This window comes from Aeromonas sp. R5-1 (genome assembly GCF_040908265.1).
GTDB lineage: Bacteria > Pseudomonadota > Gammaproteobacteria > Enterobacterales > Aeromonadaceae > Aeromonas > Aeromonas caviae.
In genome coordinates this window covers 1-16,314 of record NZ_JBFODJ010000069.1, presented here as the reverse complement: position 1 = coordinate 16,314, position 16,314 = coordinate 1, and the positions used below count along the sequence as shown (strand labels likewise).

Genomic DNA, 16,314 nt, shown 5'->3' with positions numbered 1-16,314 from the left:
TACACGAGCCAGCAGTGCGCCTGTTGTGGGCATACTGCGAAGGATAACCGCCAGACGCAAAGCCAGTTTAAATGCGCTGCGTGTGGTTATGAGGCAAACGCCGATGTGAACGGCGATCGCAATATTTTAGCGGCGGGACACGCCGTTTTAGCCTGTGGAGGCGTGGTGCAATCAGGCCGCCCGATGAAGCAGGAACCCGGTACTGCGCGAGCAGCTATCACCCAGTAATGGGAATCCCCCTCCTGTGACGCGAAGCGCTAAGGTGGGGGAGGATGTCAAGCTCGCACCCCTGATAGGGATTGATGGAGCGACTGAAGGGAAGATCCGGCGAATCGTTGTAGCTGATGATGCTGCGGGCGCTGATCTCCGTCACCTCGGTGCGGGGAGCGCTGGCGGCAAATGCCGCGTCCCAGTCGCTCTGACTCCAGCCGTCGTCAACGGTTTCTATTTGCGGGCCGCTGAAGCGGTGCTCGACATTGTGGTTCGCGCCTCGTCCTGCCATCACATCACCAATGCACTGTTTATATATACAGTTATTTTGTTGTGTAGCCCCTCAAACTGCAAGTTCGCAAAGAGCGACCCCATGAAAGAGGGTGAACCCAGGTGATCTCCTGCTTGATCTGTTGCTACATTTCGTTTACATAGACGAAATGCGAACCAGATCACGGAAAATGTCATGCAACCTACTATCGCCCGCTGGCTCTTCATCGCCCTCATTGCGCTGGTCATCTGGCGTCTGATCCCGCTCTCCACTGAGCAGGAGCTGGCGGCGGCCAACCGCGCCTGGCGGACAGGGCACTTTGATGAGGCGACCCGGATCTGGACGCCGCTGGCGGAGCAGGGCCAGCCACGGGCACAGGCGCTGATGGGTTGGAGCCATGAAGTGGGGCAGGGGAGCGAGCAGGATATGGATCGCGCCATCCGACTCTATCGTCAGGCTGCGCAGGCGGGGGACGCTCTCGGCCAGTATCGGCTGGGAGAGGTCTATCTGCGCGGGGCCGGGGTGAAGCGGGATCTGCACGAGGCGTTTCGCTGGATGGAGCTGGCAGCCAGGAACGGTGATGTGCCCGCCATGCTGAAGGTGGGCATCCTGCAACTGATGGGGGTCAACGGGCGGGTTGAACTGGCCGAGGCGAAGCAGTGGCTCTATCAGGCCTCGCAAAAGGGCAACAAGATGGCACTCCAGGTGTTGCAGGAGATGGCGCTGGCCGAGGAGGGGCGCAGCGCCTTCGATTTCAATGGCCACTCTTTTCTGAACGCCGGCTAGGGATCAACGGCTGGCGGTGACTTTGCCGGGCGTCACGTCCGTGACATAGAGGGTACTGCGCTCGGCACTGTGGACGATGCTGCATACCTCCCGCTTGCTGCCATCGCCCAGGATCACCAGCTCACCGATATGGACGGGACAGTGAGTCGTGAGAAGGTGATCCGGATGAACCAGCTTTTCTGCATGCTCCGGAAATGAAATGTCGTAGGTGTACATCATGCTCTCCTTGCTTTGGCTGACGCCTCAATCTGGTACAGGGTATGGCAGCAGAAGGGCGCCCTCGCAAGTAGGACAGGTTGACACCCGCGCTTAGACGGTATGCAAAATCGCCAAGACAGCTTGTCTGGGTTGTCGCGTCTGATACAATCCCCCGCTGTACCTCTCAATGGATGGCCTTGCACACGCCATATGGTGTGCCACTGCCGTGTACCAACCGTATTGTGAACGGTGAAACTCGGGAGTGAACAGCTGGACATGAAAGGGTTTCTCCAACCTGCATGTGGCCTTTGGTAGGGGTCACCACTGTATAAGGAAACACCTAATGCCAATCATTACTCTGCCTGACGGCAGCCAACGTCAATTTGCCCACGCCGTTTCCGTCATGGATGTGGCCGCGGACATCGGTCCCGGTCTCGCCAAGGCGTGCATTGCCGGTCGGGTAAACGGTGAACTGGTGGATGCCTGTGAGCTGATCGAAACCGATGCCTCCCTGGCCATCATCACCGCCAAAGACGAAGAAGGTCTGGACATTCTGCGCCACTCCTGTGCTCACCTGCTGGGTCATGCCATCAAGCAACTCTGGCCCCAGACCAAGATGGCCATCGGTCCCGTCATCGACAACGGTTTCTACTATGACATCGATCTCGACCGCACCCTGACCGACGAAGATCTGGCTGCCCTGGAAGAGCGCATGCTGGCGCTGGCCGCCAAGGATTACGACGTCATCAAGAAGAAGGTCTCCTGGCAGGAAGCACGTGACGTGTTCGAAGCCCGTGGCGAGACCTACAAGGTCGAGATCCTGGATCAGAACATTGCCCGTGATGACCAGCCCGGTCTGTATCATCACGAAGAGTACATCGACATGTGTCGCGGCCCGCACGTGCCCAACATGCGTCATTGCCACCACTTCAAGTTGCAGAAGATGTCCGGCGCCTACTGGCGCGGCGACTCCAACAACAAGATGCTGCAGCGCATCTACGGCACCGCCTGGGCCGACAAGAAGCAGCTCAAGGCCTATTTGCAGCGTCTGGAAGAGGCCGCCAAGCGCGACCACCGCAAGATCGGCAAGCAGCTCGACCTGTACCACATGCAGGAAGAAGCGCCGGGCATGGTGTTCTGGCACAACGATGGCTGGACCATTTTCCGCGAGCTGGAAACCTTCATCCGTGGCAAGCTCAAAGAGTACGACTATCAGGAAGTGAAAGGCCCCTTCATGATGGATCGCGTGCTGTGGGAGCGTTCAGGTCACTGGGAAAAATACGCCCAGGCCATGTTCACCACCCAGTCCGAAAACCGCGAGTACGCCATCAAGCCGATGAACTGCCCGGGTCACGTGCAGATTTTCAACCAGGGTCTGAAATCCTACCGCGATCTGCCGCTGCGCATGGCCGAGTTCGGCTCCTGCCACCGCAACGAGCCGTCAGGCTCCCTGCACGGCCTGATGCGGGTACGGGGTTTCACCCAGGATGACGCCCACATCTTCTGTACCGAAGAGCAGATCATGGAAGAGGTGTCTGCGTGCATCCGCATGGTCTATGACGTCTACGGCACCTTCGGTTTCGAAAACATCGTGGTCAAGCTCTCGACCCGTCCGGAGCAGCGTATCGGCTCTGATGAAGCCTGGGATCGTGCCGAGGCCGCGCTGGCCGAGGCGCTGGAACTCAACGGCCTGAAGTACGACCTGCAACCGGGCGAGGGGGCTTTCTACGGTCCCAAGATCGAGTTCACCCTGCACGATTGCCTTGATCGTGCCTGGCAGTGTGGTACCGTGCAGCTCGACTTTGCCCTGCCGGGCCGTCTTGGCGCCACCTATGTGGGCGAAGACAACGAGCGCCACATCCCCGTGATGATCCACCGCGCCATTCTGGGCTCGCTGGAGCGCTTCATCGGGATCCTGACGGAAGAGTACGCCGGTCTGTTCCCGACCTGGCTGGCACCGACTCAGGCCGTGGTCATGAATATCACGGATAACCAGGCCGATTATGCGGTGAAAGTTGCCAAGGCATTGAATGATGCGGGCCTTCGCGCAAAAGCGGACTTGAGAAATGAGAAGATTGGCTTTAAAATCCGCGAGCATACTTTGAAGCGAGTACCCTTCATGCTGGTCTGCGGCGACAAAGAAGTAGAAGCCGGCAAGATTGCAGTGCGTACTCGTAAAGGGGCTGACCTGGGCTCTTATCCTGTTGAAGAGCTGATTGCTCTGTTGACCCAGGAAGTTCAGACCCGCGGACAAAAGAAAGTGGAGGAATAAGCTATAAAAGGCGGAAAAAAACTGGGCAAGCAACCGCAAGCCCGCGCTCACCGGATCAATGAAGAGATCCGTCTGAAAGAAGTTCGTCTGACTGGTCTGGATGGTGAAGCCATTGGCATCACCTCCATTCAGGATGCGCTGAACTTGGCCCTTGAGGCAGGAGTGGATCTGGTCGAGATCAGTCCGAACGCTGAGCCGCCCGTTTGCCGGATCATGGATTACGGCAAATTCCTCTACGAAAAGAGCAAGACCACCAAAGAACAGAAGAAAAAGCAGAAAGTCGTCCAGGTCAAGGAAATCAAATTCCGTCCTGGCACCGACGAAGGCGACTATCAGGTAAAACTACGCAACCTGGTTCGCTTTCTGGAAGACGGGGACAAGGCAAAGGTCACCCTGCGCTTCCGTGGTCGTGAAATGGCCCACCAGGATCTTGGTATCAAGGTTCTCGAGCGCGTCAAGAACGATCTGGAAGAGCTGGCCGTAGTCGAATCGTTCCCGAAAGTCGAAGGCCGTCAAGCTGTGATGGTCCTCGCACCCAAGAAGAAATCTTAAGGCCCACAAGAAATTGACTCATGGGGCTGGCCCCATGAGTCGGTTCGCCTTGCGATTTTGTTGTCACTCACAATGCGGAGTATGAAATGCCGAAGATGAAAACCAACCGGGGCGCCGCAAAGCGCTTCAAGAAGACTGGCTCAGGTCGCTTCAAGTGCAAGCACAACCACCTGCGTCACATCCTGACCAAGAAGAGCAGCAAGCGTAAGCGTCAGCTGGGACCGAAGTTCTTTGTTTCCGCTGCCGACCACAAACGTGTTGTCGCTTGTCTGCCGTACGCATAAGGGGGGATGTGAAAAATGCCAAGAGTTAAACGTGGTGTGACCGCTCGCGCTCGTCACAAGAAAGTAATGAAAGCCGCCAAGGGTTACTACGGCGCCCGTTCCCGTGTCTACCGCGTAGCGGTACAAGCGGTAACCAAAGCTGGTCAGTATGCCTACCGTGACCGTCGCCAGAAGAAGCGTCAGTTCCGTCAACTGTGGATTGCGCGTATCAACGCTGCAGCCCGTCAGAACGGTCTGTCCTACAGCCGTCTGATCGACGGTCTGAAGAAGGCTTCCATCGAGATCGATCGCAAGATCCTGTCCGATATCGCCGTTCACGACAAGCTGGCTTTCACCGCCCTGGTTGAAAAAGCTAAAGCAGCTCTGGTCTAATCCAGCTCTGTTATAAAAATAAAGGAGGCTCAGGCCTCCTTTTTTGTTGCTCATTTTTGAGCGTAGGCAGGTAGCATGCCAGGTTCATGAATGCTTTATCCTTCCATATGCCAACAAACTAGAACAAACGACGCTTGTCTTAATCCTGTTGCATCTGGCTTGTGGCTTTATCCATATAACAAAATGATTTGCAGGGAGAAAAGCCCGTCATAACTATGGTCAGCCAAGGGGCTTTTTTTGTATTATTCCCCTCTTGACCTTATTTAGCCTAAAGGCTCCTGTTCCGGGAGTGGTGACGAGGAAGACATGCAACAGCTTGAAGAAGTAGTCGGCCAGGCCAAGGCCGAAATTGAGGGCGTGAGCGACATCGCCGCCCTCGACGAAATCCGGGTCAAATATCTGGGTAAAAAGGGCTTTTTTACCGAGCAGATGAAGGGACTGGGCGCCCTGTCCGCTGAAGAGCGTCCCGCCGCGGGCGCCGTGATCAACCAGGCCAAACAGCAGGTTCAGGATGCCCTGAACGCGCGTCGTGAAGCCCTCGAAGTCGCCGTGCTGAACCAGAAGCTGGCCGCCGAGACCATCGACGTCAGCCTGCCGGGCCGCCGCATCGAGAATGGCGGTCTGCACCCGGTGACCCGCACCATCGAGCGCATCGAGCGCCTGTTTGGCGAGATGGGCTTCAAGGTTGCCCGTGGTCCCGAGATTGAAGATGGCTTCCACAACTTCGATGCGCTGAATATCCCGGCTCACCACCCGGCGCGTACCGATCACGACACCTTCTACTTCAATCCTGATCTGATGCTGCGTACCCACACCTCCGGTGTGCAGATCCGCACCATGGAACATCAGCAGCCGCCGATCCGCATCATCGCGCCGGGCCGTGTCTATCGTAACGACTACGACATGACCCACACCCCGATGTTCCACCAGGTCGAAGGCCTGCTGGTTGACGAGCATGCCAGCTTCACCGAGCTGAAAGGCATCCTGCACGACTTCCTGCGCAACTACTTCGAGGAAGACTTGACGATTCGCTTCCGTCCTTCCTATTTCCCGTTCACCGAGCCGAGCGCCGAAGTGGACGTGATGGGCAAGAACGGCAAGTGGCTGGAAGTGCTGGGCTGCGGCATGGTGCACCCGAACGTGCTGCGTTCGGTCGGCATCGATCCGGAAAAATACTCCGGTTTTGCCTTCGGCATGGGCGTTGAGCGCCTGACCATGCTGCGTTACGGGGTCAACGACCTGCGTGCCTTCTTCGAAAACGACCTGCGCTTCCTCAAGCAGTTCAAGTAAGGGCGAGAGAACATGAAATTCAGTAAATCCTGGGTGATGGAGTGGGTCCGCACCGAGTTGAGTGACAATGCACTGGCCGAGCAGATCACCATGGCCGGTCTGGAAGTGGACGCCGTGGAAGCGGTGGCCGGCCAGTTCAACAATGTGGTCGTGGGTGAAGTGGTCGAGTGCGCCCAGCACCCGGACGCGGACAAGCTGCGGGTGACCAAGGTCAACGTGGGCGAGGCCGAGCTGCTGGACATCGTCTGCGGTGCGCCGAACTGCCGTGCCGGCCTCAAAGTGTGCGTGGCCAAGGTCGGGGCGACCCTGCCGGGTGATTTCACCATCAAGAAAGCCAAGCTGCGTGGCCAGCCGTCTCACGGCATGCTTTGCTCTTTCAGCGAGCTGGGTATCGACGTTGAAGCCGATGGCATCATCGAGCTGCCGGCCGATGCCCCCATCGGGACCGATATTCGTGACTACCTCAATCTGAACGACGTCTCCATCGACGTGGATCTGACTCCGAACCGTGCCGATTGCCTCGGTATCGCCGGTCTGGCCCGCGAAATCGGCGTGCTCAACAGCGTGGACGTGGTCGAGCCGACCTGGACGCCGGCTGTTGCCACCATTGATGCAACTTTCCCGATCCGGGTTGAAGCACCAGCTGATTGCCCCCGTTATCTGGGTCGCGTCATCAAGGGGCTGAACCTGCAGGCCCAGAGCCCGCTCTGGATGCAAGAGAAGCTGCGCCGTGGTGGTATCCGCTCCATCGACGCCATTGTCGACATCACCAACTACCTGCTGTTGGAATACGGTCAGCCGATGCACGCCTTCGATCTGGCTACCCTGGAAGGGGAACTGGTGGTGCGTCGCGCCCACACCGATGAGCCGATGACACTGCTCGACGGCAATGCAGTGAAGCTCAAAGAGACCACTTTGGTGATTGCCGATGCCAAAGGTCCTGCCTGCATGGCCGGTATCTTCGGCGGCAACCGCACCGGTGTATCCGAGACCACTACTGACATCTTGCTGGAGTGCGCCTTCTTCGCGCCGCTCTCCATCACAGGCCGTGCCCGTGCTTACGGTCTGCACACCGACTCCTCCCATCGCTTCGAGCGCGGGGTTGATCCGGAGCTGCAAGCCAAGGTGATGGACCGTGCAACTCGACTGCTGCTGGACATCTGCGGCGGCGAAGCGGGTCCGGTCATCGAGGTCAAATCCGATGCCCATCTGCCGAAAGCGGCACCCATCAAGCTGCGTCGCAGCAAGCTCGACAAGGTGATCGGTATCAGCGTGGCTGACGCTCAGGTGGTCGAGATCCTGACTCGCCTTGGCATGCAGGTTACTGTGGATGCTGACGGTTGGACTGCGCTGGCACCCTCCTGGCGTTTCGATATCGCCATCGAGGAAGACCTCATCGAGGAAGTGGCTCGCATCTACGGCTACAACAACATCCCGAACCTGAAACCGGCCGCCTCTCTGGCGATGGTAGAGCAGGCAGAAGGGCAGGTGACCCTGAAGCGTGTGCGCGACCTGCTGGTTGACCGCGGCTTCCAGGAAGCGATCACCTACAGCTTCGTCGATCCCAAGACCCAGCAAACCCTGTTCCCGCAGAGCGATGCCATCGTGCTGCCGAACCCGATCTCGGTCGAGATGTCCGCCATGCGTGTGTCTCTGTTCCCGGGTCTGGTGCAGGCGGTGGTCTACAACCAGAACCGTCAGCAGCCGCGCGTGCGCCTGTTCGAGCAGGGCCTGCGTTTCATCAAGGACGAGAATGCCGAGAACGGCATCCGTCAGGAGCCCATGCTGGCCGGCATCATCACCGGCAACCAGGGGGACGAGCACTGGGATGTCAAGGCCCGTCCCGTCGACTTCTTCGATTTGAAGGGTGACCTGGAAGCGGTACTGGATCTGACTGCAGAAGGGGCTACCTTCACCTTCGAGCGCACCGAGCACAGTGCCCTGCATCCGGGCCAGAGCGCAGCCATTCTGCGCAATGGCGTCGTGATCGGCCACATCGGCGTGATCCACCCGAGCCTCGAGAAGAAGCTGGGGCTCAAGAGCCGCGCTGTCATGTTCGAGCTGGAGCTGGACAAACTGACGCCGGCCAAGGTGCCGGTTGCTGCCGAAGTATCCAAGTTCCCGGCCAACCGTCGCGACATCGCCGTGGTGGTTGACAGACAGATCCTGGCAGGCGACGTTCTGGCAGTAATTAAAAAAGTTGGCGGAAATCAGTTAGTTGGAATAAACTTGTTCGACGTATACCAGGGCGCTGGTATGGCAGAGGACAAGAAGAGCCTGGCCATCAGCCTGGTGTTGCAAGACACCCAGCGCACCCTGGAGGAGAAAGAGATCGCCGAGACCGTGGACAATGTCGTGCGGGCCCTCGGTGAAGAGTTGAATGCATCCTTGAGGGATTGATCTATGGCGCTTACCAAAGCCGACATTGCAGAGCACCTGTTCACCCAGCTCGGGATGAGCAAGCGTGAAGCCAAAGATATGGTGGAAGCCTTCTTTGAGGAGATCAGACAGGCGCTCGAGCGTGGCGAACAGGTCAAGATTTCCGGCTTCGGTAACTTCGATCTTCGCGAGAAGAACCAGCGTCCCGGACGCAACCCCAAGACGGGGGAGGATATTCCCATCAGTGCCCGTCGCGTGGTGACCTTCCGGCCCGGCCAGAAGCTCAAGGCCAGGGTAGAAAATGTTGAACCCAACGAGTGACAAAAAGCCAGGCAATCGCCTGGCTTTTCCATTCCGATGATAAAAATCCTTCTGCTGTCCGGCGCGCTGCTGGCCTTGCCACTGCGTGCCGCCATACTCCCGCTGTCACCGGATGCCCAGGCTTATGCCGATTCGCTCACCGGACTGACCTTCTGTTACCCGGCCCTGCAACGTCCTCCCTATCTGGAGGCGGAGGGGGGCCTGCTCATCGATCGCTTGACGCGGCTGGCAGAGCTGTTGCCGGTACCGGTACATGTCGAGAAGCGGCCGAGCTGGGCAGCCATGACGCAGGATCTGCTGAACGGGCGCTGCGATCTCATTCCTCACGTCGGGCCTGCCCGGTCGAACTCGAGCGATACCGTCTTGAGCCGGGCCATGATGGAAGCGGAGTCCGCCATCCTCTATCGGGGTGAGCTCGATCAGGCGCAGTTTCTGGTGTCACCCATCTGGCAGGCCCAGGAGACCCTGAAGCGTCTCTATCCTGGTTCATCCCAGCAACTGCTGACCGATGCCGAGAACTGGTATGGTGCTCTGGTGGCCGGCAAGGGCAGCGCCTATCTCGGCGATTATCTGCAACTGCGCTACCTGATGCGGGAATTCCCGGATGAAGGGCTGCGCCTTCGCCGTCTTCGCAGCGACGATCTGGTCATCAGCTACCGGCTGATGATGCGCAACCAGCCCGAGTTGCTGGAGCTGGTGGATACGGCCATCCGCTATTTGCCGCCGGGCAGTCTCTACCGGGATCTGGGCAAGTATCTGCCTCAGGGTGAGCAGGATGTGAATCCTCTGCATTTTACCGACAAGGAGCAGGCCTGGCTGGTCGGCAAGGCCCACACCATCAAGATGGTGGCGGATCCCGGCTTCATGCCATACAGCGGTGTCAACCAGCAGGGAGAGCTCATTGGCTGGAGTGCGGATGTCTTGCGGGAAGTGAGTCGGCAGACAGGGCTGCGCTTCGAGCTGGTGCCCGCCGCCAGCCGGGAGGAGGCGTTGGCATTGCTGCGCAGTGGCGATGCCGCCATGATGGTCGGGCTGATGGAGTCCGCCGCCCTGAACAAGGAGTTCGACTTCACCAGGATGGTGGCGACCAGCCGCTATGCCCTGGTCAGTCGCAGCAAGAGGGGGCCTGTCTCCCTCGCGGACGTCAGTGGCAAGGTGGTGGTCCCGAGAATGCTCTATGATCCCGGCCTGCTTGCCCGGTTCGGCCAGCATGAGTGGGAGGTGACCGACAACCTGCTGCAGGGATTGGCGGCGGTGCGGCATGGGGATGCCCAGGCCATGCTGGCGGAGTTGTACCAGCTCCAATATCCCATTCGAAACAACCAGTTGAGCGAGCTGACCATCACCGAATTGCCGGAGCGTTTCGGCCTCGGTTTTGCCATCCGGCCGGAACAGACCAGCCTGGCAGGGGTGCTGGATCAGAGCCTGATGACCCTCAATGATCGGCAGGTGGACGAGCTGGTGCAACGCTGGCGTCGCCTGGTGGTCAACCAGCAAGAAGGGGTCAGCTACGGTTTCTGGCTTGGCTCCGTGTTGCTGGCACTGCTGATCAGCATGGCGGTGATCTGGTCAGTCTGGCGTTCCCGCCAGCAACTGGCCCAGGAGGCCCGCGAGCGTCACAAGGTAGAGCAGGCGCTGGCGCTGGAAAGCAAGTTCAGGGAGTCTCTCTTCCAGGCGCTCCCCGTTCCCGTGTTCTTGCGCAATGACAAGGGGGAGGTGATCAAGCGCAACAAGCGGGCCAAGCGCATGGAGGCGCGCTACGCCGCCGATCTGGTGCTGCCCGCGCCACAGTTGCAGGGCGCCGAAGGGGAGCTGGCGCTGCACGAGCAGGTCTACTCCTATGCCCAGATCCCCTTGCGACTGGGCCCCCAGGCACCGGCAGGGGATCTTATCGCCCTCTCCGACATCAGCGCCCTGCGCGAGCGTACCCGCCTGCTGCGTCAGGCAGAGCGGCGCCTGCGCGCCCTCACCAATACGGTGCCCGGTGTGGTGCTGCAATTCACCCTGCTGGGGGGAGCCATCACCCGGGTGGAGTTTGTGAGCCGGGGCAGTCACGAACTGCTGGGGCTGGCGAGCCAGCAGATTCGGGTCAATCCCAACGAGACCCTGACTCGCATCTCCCACCAGGACAGGCGCGAGATGCGAGCCCCCATGCTGGCCATGCTGCAAGCCGGGCGACCTTTCTCCCATCTGCTGCGCTATCAGCACCCCGCCAAGGGAACCCGCTGGCTGCAATTTTCCGGCAGGGGGCGCCGTCAGGGGGAGGGGTGGCGGATCTACGGGGTGGTGCAGGATGTGACGGCCAGGGTGGAGCAGGAGCACTCCCTGCAGCTTTCCCACGAGCAGGCCCAGCAGGCCGTGCTTGCCAAGGGGCGCTTCCTGGCCGCCGTGAGCCACGAGATCCGCACCCCCATGAACGCCATGCTCGGCTTGCTGGAGTGGCTCGAGCAGACCGGACTCAATGCAGAGCAGGCCTCGGCTCTGGCCCATGTCAGGCAGGCGGGCAATGAACTGCTCGGGCTGCTCAACGACGTGCTCGACTTCAGCCGCAACGAGACGCGTCAGTTGCGCCTCTCTGTACAGCCCACGGATCTAGTGGAGCTGTGCGAACACGTGGCGGCGGTGCACTGGTCCAAGGCGCGATCCCGCCATCTGCAACTGCGCCTGGCGCTCGACCCGGCGCTGCCCGCCTTGATGGAACTCGATCCCCACCGGGTGCAACAGGTGCTGCACAACCTGCTCTCCAACGCCATCAAGTTCAGCGAGCGGGGAGAGGTGGTGCTCTGGGCCCGGCGACAAGGGGAGTGGATTTTGTGCGGGGTGGACGACGAGGGGCCCGGGATCAGTGCCGAGCTGTTGCCCCGGTTGTTCCTGCCCTTCGAACAAGGGGAGGAGCCTGGCCAGCCCAGAGCCCAGGGAACCGGGCTTGGGCTAGCCATCTGCCGCCAGTTGATGGAGCAGATGGGGGGCGAGATCCGGGTCGAGCCTCTGGCTCGCGGGGGTAGCCGTTTCCTCTGCTCGTTGCCCCTCAGGCATGCGCAGGAGAAGGCGCCCTGGCAACCGCGCGTCAAGACGGTCTCCCTACAACTGTTGCCCGGGGAGCTCGAATATATGCGGGCCTGGCTCGCAGAGTTTGGCGTGGCCGAGGATCCGGCGGCACCTTGCCTTGGGGCCATGCAGGACGATGGGGGCTTGCGCGCCTGGTACTGGCAGGGGGAACCCTGGATCCCGGGCTCCGTGGTCAGCCTGCTGCAGCCCAGACTCGTCCGTGGCGCCGAGGAGATCACGGACCTGCCGGGGGCAGGCAGGCGGGTGCTGCTGGTGGAAGATCACGAGGTGAACAGAATGCTGATCAGCATGCAGCTGGGTCAGCTGGGGGCCCGGGTATTGAGCGCGGCCAATGGCCGTCTGGCACTGGAGATCCTGCAATCGGAGTCGGTGGATCTGGTGCTGACGGATCTGCAGATGCCGGTGATGGACGGCGCCGAGCTCTGCAGGCAATTGCACGCCGATGAACGCTGGCAGCATCTACCCGTCTACGTGATCACCGCGGATCTCAGCGAGCAGGCGGCGCAGCGACTGGCGGAATGCGGCTGTCAGGGCCATCTGGACAAACCCGTCTTGCTCAGGGATCTGGCCGTATTGCTTCGTACCGTCTTTGGCCCCCATGACGGGGGGAAGGCACCGCAGCCAACGGCAGCCCTTTCCCTGCCCGTGTCCCTCAGCCCGGCCCTCGTAGACATCTATCTGGCATCGGTTCACCATGATCTGGCCGACATTGAGCGGTGTGTCACACAAGGGGACGAGAAGGCCCTCAATACGGCTTTACACAAGATGAAGGGGGCCGCCAAAATGGTGGGGGCTACCCCCCTGGTAGAGGTGATCGACCGTTGGCAGGAGGCCCCCGGACATCCCCTTGCAGCCGCCTTGAGGCAGTGCGTGGAAGAGGTCTGCCGACAACTGGGCGAGAGAGCATGAGATGATCATCACAGATGAAGAGTTGATGGACTTGCTGGAGTCTGATGACAGCCAGGAGCCAACTTTTTACCCGGTCAGCGTCTATGCCCTGGACGCCGTCTCCCATCTGGCGGTCAAGGGAGCGGGCCTGCCGGCCTATGCCAATCTGCACCGCACCCGACCCGATGCCGGCTGGCAATGGGAAGGACTGTTTGCCGCCGGGGCCATCGCCCTGTTTGATCCTGCCTCTCATCAGGGGGCCGACTATCTGCCTCATCTGTTGGCTCCCGGGGCGGGGATCTATCGCCTCAGCGATCCCTGGCTCGAGGGGTTGCAGGCACGGGAGCAGGGGTGGCGTGCCTGGCTCGCCCAGTGCCAGATCCTGCTGCTCGAAGATCACCCCTTCCAGGGAGCCTGCATTCAGCAGGAGATCCAGGGACTGGGGTTGCCCTGCCACTGGGTTCAGGATGGCGAAGGGTGCCTCAAGGCGCTGGAAGAGGGGGGCGTGAGATTGCTTATCTGTGATCTCAGCCTAGCGGAGCAGGATGCCATCAGCCTGCTGATGAGCCATCCCCAGTATCGCCACAGCGGTCTGCCCATCATCCTGCTCTCCGCTCATGATCAGACCCTGATAGACGGCGCCCGGCGTCTCCTGCACGATGCGGGTTTCAACGTGCTGGCCGCCCTGGCCAAGCCGCTGCAAAGCGACGATCTGCTGCGTCTGCTCAAGATGCTCTATCTTGGCCCCCAGCGTCAGCGCAGGCTGGGCGGGCTCAAGCGCACCGTGCGTAGCTGGCAGGGAGAGGCGAGAGGACAGCTTGGGCTGCTGGCAGATGCGGCTTCCTGCACGCTGCCGATCTGGCTGAGCCTGAGCGGTCTTTCCCCTCACTGGGAGCCGCTCAAGCTCTGGCTCGAGCAGCATGGACGAGAAGCAAGCGAACTCACCCTGGTCATCCACCGACGGGATCACCTGCTGAGCCAGGCGGACCGTTTCGCCCTGGTGCTGCAGGCGAGCCTCGCGGGGGCCAGACTCGCGCTGCTGCTCGATCATGCCCAGCACCTGCCGTTTGATCTCATCGAGCGTCTGCCGTTGCAATCCTTGCTGCTCGGGCAACACCTGCTGCCCGAACTGGAGGCGATGGCTGCCGACTCCTTGCTGGCCCGCTTCATCCAGCGCTCCCGGGAGCTTGGCATCGCGCTCTACCTCGACGACCCCTTCAACCTGCAGGATGCCGCCCAGTGGCAGGATCGCGGCGTGGCAGGGCGCTGGTAAATGGCTCGCTATCTTTGCTGGCCGCTCGATGAGCCGCGCTTGTGGCAGGGAATGTCGGGTTGGACGGCTCCCGCCTCACGGGCCGCCTTGCCGATGACGATGGTGGTGGGGGGGCTGACTTGCCGCTTGCAGGAGCTGGCGGGCAGCGACCCGAAGCGAATATGCGCGGCCTATGACGCCTTGAGCGAGCAGAGCGTCTATTTGCGCTTCATGCGGGCCAAGCAGCCTGCGACGGCCGAGCAGCTCGCCTTCTTTCTCGACTACCCCAGAGAACCCCAGATAGGATTGCTGCTGACCGACGAGCAGGGGGGGCCGCTTGCCATGGCCCAGTCCGTTCGCCGGCGCCTGCACCCGGACAGGGCCGAGTTTTCCTGCATCGTCGCGGATCATTTTCAGCATCGCGGCGCCGGGCGTCGCATCCTGCTGGCGCTTGCGCGGCTGGCATACGGGGAGGGGATCCGGGAGTGGACGGCGGAAGTGCTCGGCCAGAATCGCCCCATGCTGGCTCTGCTCAAGGGGCTCGGGTTGCCGCTTACCCTGGTGACAGGACGGGAGATGGTCTTTGCCAGGCTGGATCTCGCGCCCATGGCGAGCTTTGTGCTCCCATCGGCCTAAGACCAAGGGCGAATGGGCCGCCTCTTGCTCCTGTGCTAAGGTCAGCCTGTTACCCGTTGGAGGAGAACAACCATGGTGCAGTCAGCCAAACATATCGTGATCCTCACCGGTGCCGGCATCTCGGCCGAATCCGGTATCAAGACCTTCCGGGCCTGTGATGGCCTGTGGGAAGAGCACATGGTGGAGGACGTGGCCACCCCTGAAGGCTATGCGCGGGATCCCGAACTGGTACAACGTTTCTACAATGCACGGCGCCATCAGTTGCAGCGCGCCGAGATCCACCCCAATCCGGCCCACTATGCATTGGCCCGTCTGGAGCGCCTGCTGCCGGGGCGCGTCACCTTGGTCACCCAGAACATCGACAACCTGCACGAGAGTGCCGGCAGCAAGAACCTCATCCACATGCACGGCGAGTTGCTCAAGGCCCGCTGCCCGGGCTCTGGTCAGGTGATCGAGTGGCGCGGGGATCTCCATCAGGAAGAGCTGTGTTCCTGCTGCCAGTTTCCCCACCCGCTGCGCCCCCATGTGGTCTGGTTCGGGGAGATGCCCCTCGGACTTGACCGCATCTACTCGGCCCTGGCTCAGTGCGATCTCTTCATCTCCATCGGGACCTCCGGGGCGGTCTACCCTGCCGCCGGATTCGTCCATGAGGCCGGCCTGAACGGTGCCCATACGGTGGAGCTCAATCTGGAGCCGAGCGAAGTGGGCAGCCAGTTTGATGAAAAACGTTATGGTCCGGCTTCCTTGCTGGTGCCCGCTTTTGTGGATGAACTCCTGCAAAGTTGCGGAGTGCATCAGCCTCTCTCCGTCGAGGGCCATAACTGGATGGAGATGCGGGGCCCCTAATTATTGATTTTTCACACAGTTGCATTGACCCACTGAAATCGCCACACTGGCTCCTAACTTCAAGATGCAGTTGGCACAACATGTCATGAACTTTCCAACGCGCGGGATGGCCTCGCTCCTGCTGGTGCTTTTCTCGTTCGGTACCCAGGCTTCCTCCTCTTCGCTATTGCAACTGATCCTGCCGGACAAGCGGGAAATCACCCTGGATGAGGCGGCGTTGACAGCCTTGCCACAAGTGGAGTTCGAGACGGCGACGCCCTGGACCCTCGGCACTCACCGCTATCGTGGACCGACCCTGAAGAGCGTGCTGGCGCAGCAGCAGGTGGATAGTGCCAGCGCCATCGATGTTGCCGCACTCAATGGCTACCAGCAGCGGGTCGATCTCTCCCTGTTTGCCAAGGTGCCGCTGACCCTGGTGCGTTACCAGGATGACAAACCGCTCACCCGTCGCAATAAAGGGCCGCTCTGGCTGCTGGTCCCCCTCTCGGCCCATCCCGACATGGATGTGTCCGCCATCCACAACAACATGGTCTGGCAGGTGATCCGCATCGAGGTTGTCCCGTGACGCGACGACAGCGAGATAACCTGCTGCTTGCAGCCATCTTAAATGCGAAAGGGGACTCCCTCCGACGTAGGTGGGAGGGGAATTTCGCCGGGGCGTCAGCCCCGCTGGTTTTGAATGTATTGC

General features: G+C 60.6%; 15 protein-coding genes and 1 pseudogene. 14 read left to right on the top strand and 2 right to left on the bottom strand.

What is annotated here, in order from left to right; all coding sequences use genetic code 11:
* On the top strand, positions 1-228 hold a 228-nt coding region (locus tag AB5Y64_RS10590), incomplete at its 5' end, for a zinc ribbon domain-containing protein (protein ID WP_368203745.1).
* 52 nt (positions 229-280) lie between these two features.
* Here AB5Y64_RS10590 and AB5Y64_RS10585 read toward each other — a convergent pair.
* Positions 281-502 (bottom strand): annotated as a pseudogene (locus AB5Y64_RS10585) (radical SAM protein); the annotation flags it as partial.
* Positions 503-676: 174 nt separating this feature from the next.
* On the opposite strand from AB5Y64_RS10585, the gene AB5Y64_RS10580 reads away from it, so the two are divergent.
* The gene (locus AB5Y64_RS10580) at positions 677-1,267 is read left to right on the top strand and encodes a tetratricopeptide repeat protein (protein ID WP_010674803.1); all 591 of its coding nucleotides are present in this window, start codon (positions 677-679) and stop codon (positions 1,265-1,267) included.
* A gap of 3 nt (positions 1,268-1,270) precedes the next feature.
* Here AB5Y64_RS10580 and AB5Y64_RS10575 read toward each other — a convergent pair whose 3' ends face one another.
* Positions 1,271-1,483 (bottom strand): hypothetical protein, encoded by a 213-nt coding sequence (locus AB5Y64_RS10575; RefSeq protein ID WP_010674802.1) that lies wholly within the window; start codon positions 1,481-1,483, stop codon positions 1,271-1,273.
* 325 nt (positions 1,484-1,808) lie between these two features.
* Between AB5Y64_RS10575 and thrS the strand changes: the two genes are divergently transcribed.
* The 12 genes from thrS (at position 1,809) to AB5Y64_RS10515 (ending at position 16,191) form a co-directional block, all read left to right on the top strand.
* Positions 1,809-3,737 carry a threonine--tRNA ligase gene (thrS, locus tag AB5Y64_RS10570; protein ID WP_052815417.1) on the top strand — a complete coding sequence of 643 codons (1,929 nt, stop codon included), beginning with the start codon at positions 1,809-1,811 and terminating at the stop codon, positions 3,735-3,737.
* 21 nt (positions 3,738-3,758) lie between these two features.
* On the top strand, positions 3,759-4,289 hold the full coding sequence (infC, locus tag AB5Y64_RS10565) for a translation initiation factor IF-3 (RefSeq protein ID WP_185219337.1): 531 nt from the start codon (positions 3,759-3,761) through the stop codon (positions 4,287-4,289).
* A gap of 86 nt (positions 4,290-4,375) precedes the next feature.
* The gene (rpmI, locus tag AB5Y64_RS10560; RefSeq protein ID WP_005300673.1) at positions 4,376-4,573 is read left to right on the top strand and encodes a 50S ribosomal protein L35; all 198 of its coding nucleotides are present in this window, start codon (positions 4,376-4,378) and stop codon (positions 4,571-4,573) included.
* A 15-nt stretch (positions 4,574-4,588) separates the two neighbouring features.
* Positions 4,589-4,945 carry a 50S ribosomal protein L20 gene (rplT, locus tag AB5Y64_RS10555; RefSeq protein WP_010674800.1) on the top strand — a complete coding sequence of 119 codons (357 nt, stop codon included), beginning with the start codon at positions 4,589-4,591 and terminating at the stop codon, positions 4,943-4,945.
* Between the two features lie 306 nt (positions 4,946-5,251).
* Positions 5,252-6,235, top strand: a complete 984-nt coding sequence (gene pheS, locus AB5Y64_RS10550) for a phenylalanine--tRNA ligase subunit alpha (RefSeq protein ID WP_041215128.1) — start codon at positions 5,252-5,254, stop codon at positions 6,233-6,235.
* A 12-nt stretch (positions 6,236-6,247) separates the two neighbouring features.
* A complete protein-coding gene (pheT, locus tag AB5Y64_RS10545; protein WP_103243097.1) occupies positions 6,248-8,635 on the top strand; it encodes a phenylalanine--tRNA ligase subunit beta in 2,388 nt (795 codons plus the stop codon).
* 3 nt (positions 8,636-8,638) lie between these two features.
* Positions 8,639-8,935: an integration host factor subunit alpha gene (gene ihfA / locus AB5Y64_RS10540; protein ID WP_005300715.1), complete on the top strand. Its 297-nt coding sequence runs from the start codon at positions 8,639-8,641 to the stop codon at positions 8,933-8,935.
* Between the two features lie 54 nt (positions 8,936-8,989).
* Positions 8,990-12,913, top strand: a complete 3,924-nt coding sequence (locus AB5Y64_RS10535; protein WP_368203747.1) for a transporter substrate-binding domain-containing protein — start codon at positions 8,990-8,992, stop codon at positions 12,911-12,913.
* 1 nt (position 12,914) lies between these two features.
* Positions 12,915-14,165 carry a response regulator gene (locus AB5Y64_RS10530; RefSeq protein ID WP_052815378.1) on the top strand — a complete coding sequence of 417 codons (1,251 nt, stop codon included), beginning with the start codon at positions 12,915-12,917 and terminating at the stop codon, positions 14,163-14,165.
* Positions 14,166-14,780 (top strand): GNAT family N-acetyltransferase, encoded by a 615-nt coding sequence (locus AB5Y64_RS10525; protein WP_052815379.1) that lies wholly within the window; start codon positions 14,166-14,168, stop codon positions 14,778-14,780.
* 72 nt (positions 14,781-14,852) lie between these two features.
* Positions 14,853-15,626 (top strand): Sir2 family NAD+-dependent deacetylase, encoded by a 774-nt coding sequence (gene cobB, locus AB5Y64_RS10520; protein ID WP_041211443.1) that lies wholly within the window; start codon positions 14,853-14,855, stop codon positions 15,624-15,626.
* Positions 15,627-15,732: 106 nt separating this feature from the next.
* Positions 15,733-16,191 (top strand): hypothetical protein, encoded by a 459-nt coding sequence (locus AB5Y64_RS10515; RefSeq protein ID WP_161470212.1) that lies wholly within the window; start codon positions 15,733-15,735, stop codon positions 16,189-16,191.
* The last annotated feature ends 123 nt before the right edge of the window (positions 16,192-16,314 follow it).

Bases quoted from the DNA above. Each gene is read 5' to 3' on its own strand.
- AB5Y64_RS10575 (WP_010674802.1), bottom strand. From the start codon at position 1,483: ATGTACACCTACGACATTTCATTTCCGGAGCATGCAGAAAAGCTGGTT.
- rpmI (WP_005300673.1), top strand. From the start codon at position 4,376: ATGCCGAAGATGAAAACCAACCGGGGCGCCGCAAAGCGCTTCAAGAAG.
- AB5Y64_RS10580 (WP_010674803.1), top strand. From the start codon at position 677: ATGCAACCTACTATCGCCCGCTGGCTCTTCATCGCCCTCATTGCGCTG.
- AB5Y64_RS10530 (WP_052815378.1), top strand. From the start codon at position 12,915: ATGATCATCACAGATGAAGAGTTGATGGACTTGCTGGAGTCTGATGAC.
- thrS (WP_052815417.1), top strand. From the start codon at position 1,809: ATGCCAATCATTACTCTGCCTGACGGCAGCCAACGTCAATTTGCCCAC.
- AB5Y64_RS10515 (WP_161470212.1), top strand. From the start codon at position 15,733: ATGGCCTCGCTCCTGCTGGTGCTTTTCTCGTTCGGTACCCAGGCTTCC.
- pheS (WP_041215128.1), top strand. From the start codon at position 5,252: ATGCAACAGCTTGAAGAAGTAGTCGGCCAGGCCAAGGCCGAAATTGAG.
- ihfA (WP_005300715.1), top strand. From the start codon at position 8,639: ATGGCGCTTACCAAAGCCGACATTGCAGAGCACCTGTTCACCCAGCTC.
- cobB (WP_041211443.1), top strand. From the start codon at position 14,853: ATGGTGCAGTCAGCCAAACATATCGTGATCCTCACCGGTGCCGGCATC.
- pheT (WP_103243097.1), top strand. From the start codon at position 6,248: ATGAAATTCAGTAAATCCTGGGTGATGGAGTGGGTCCGCACCGAGTTG.
- rplT (WP_010674800.1), top strand. From the start codon at position 4,589: ATGCCAAGAGTTAAACGTGGTGTGACCGCTCGCGCTCGTCACAAGAAA.
- AB5Y64_RS10525 (WP_052815379.1), top strand. From the start codon at position 14,166: ATGGCTCGCTATCTTTGCTGGCCGCTCGATGAGCCGCGCTTGTGGCAG.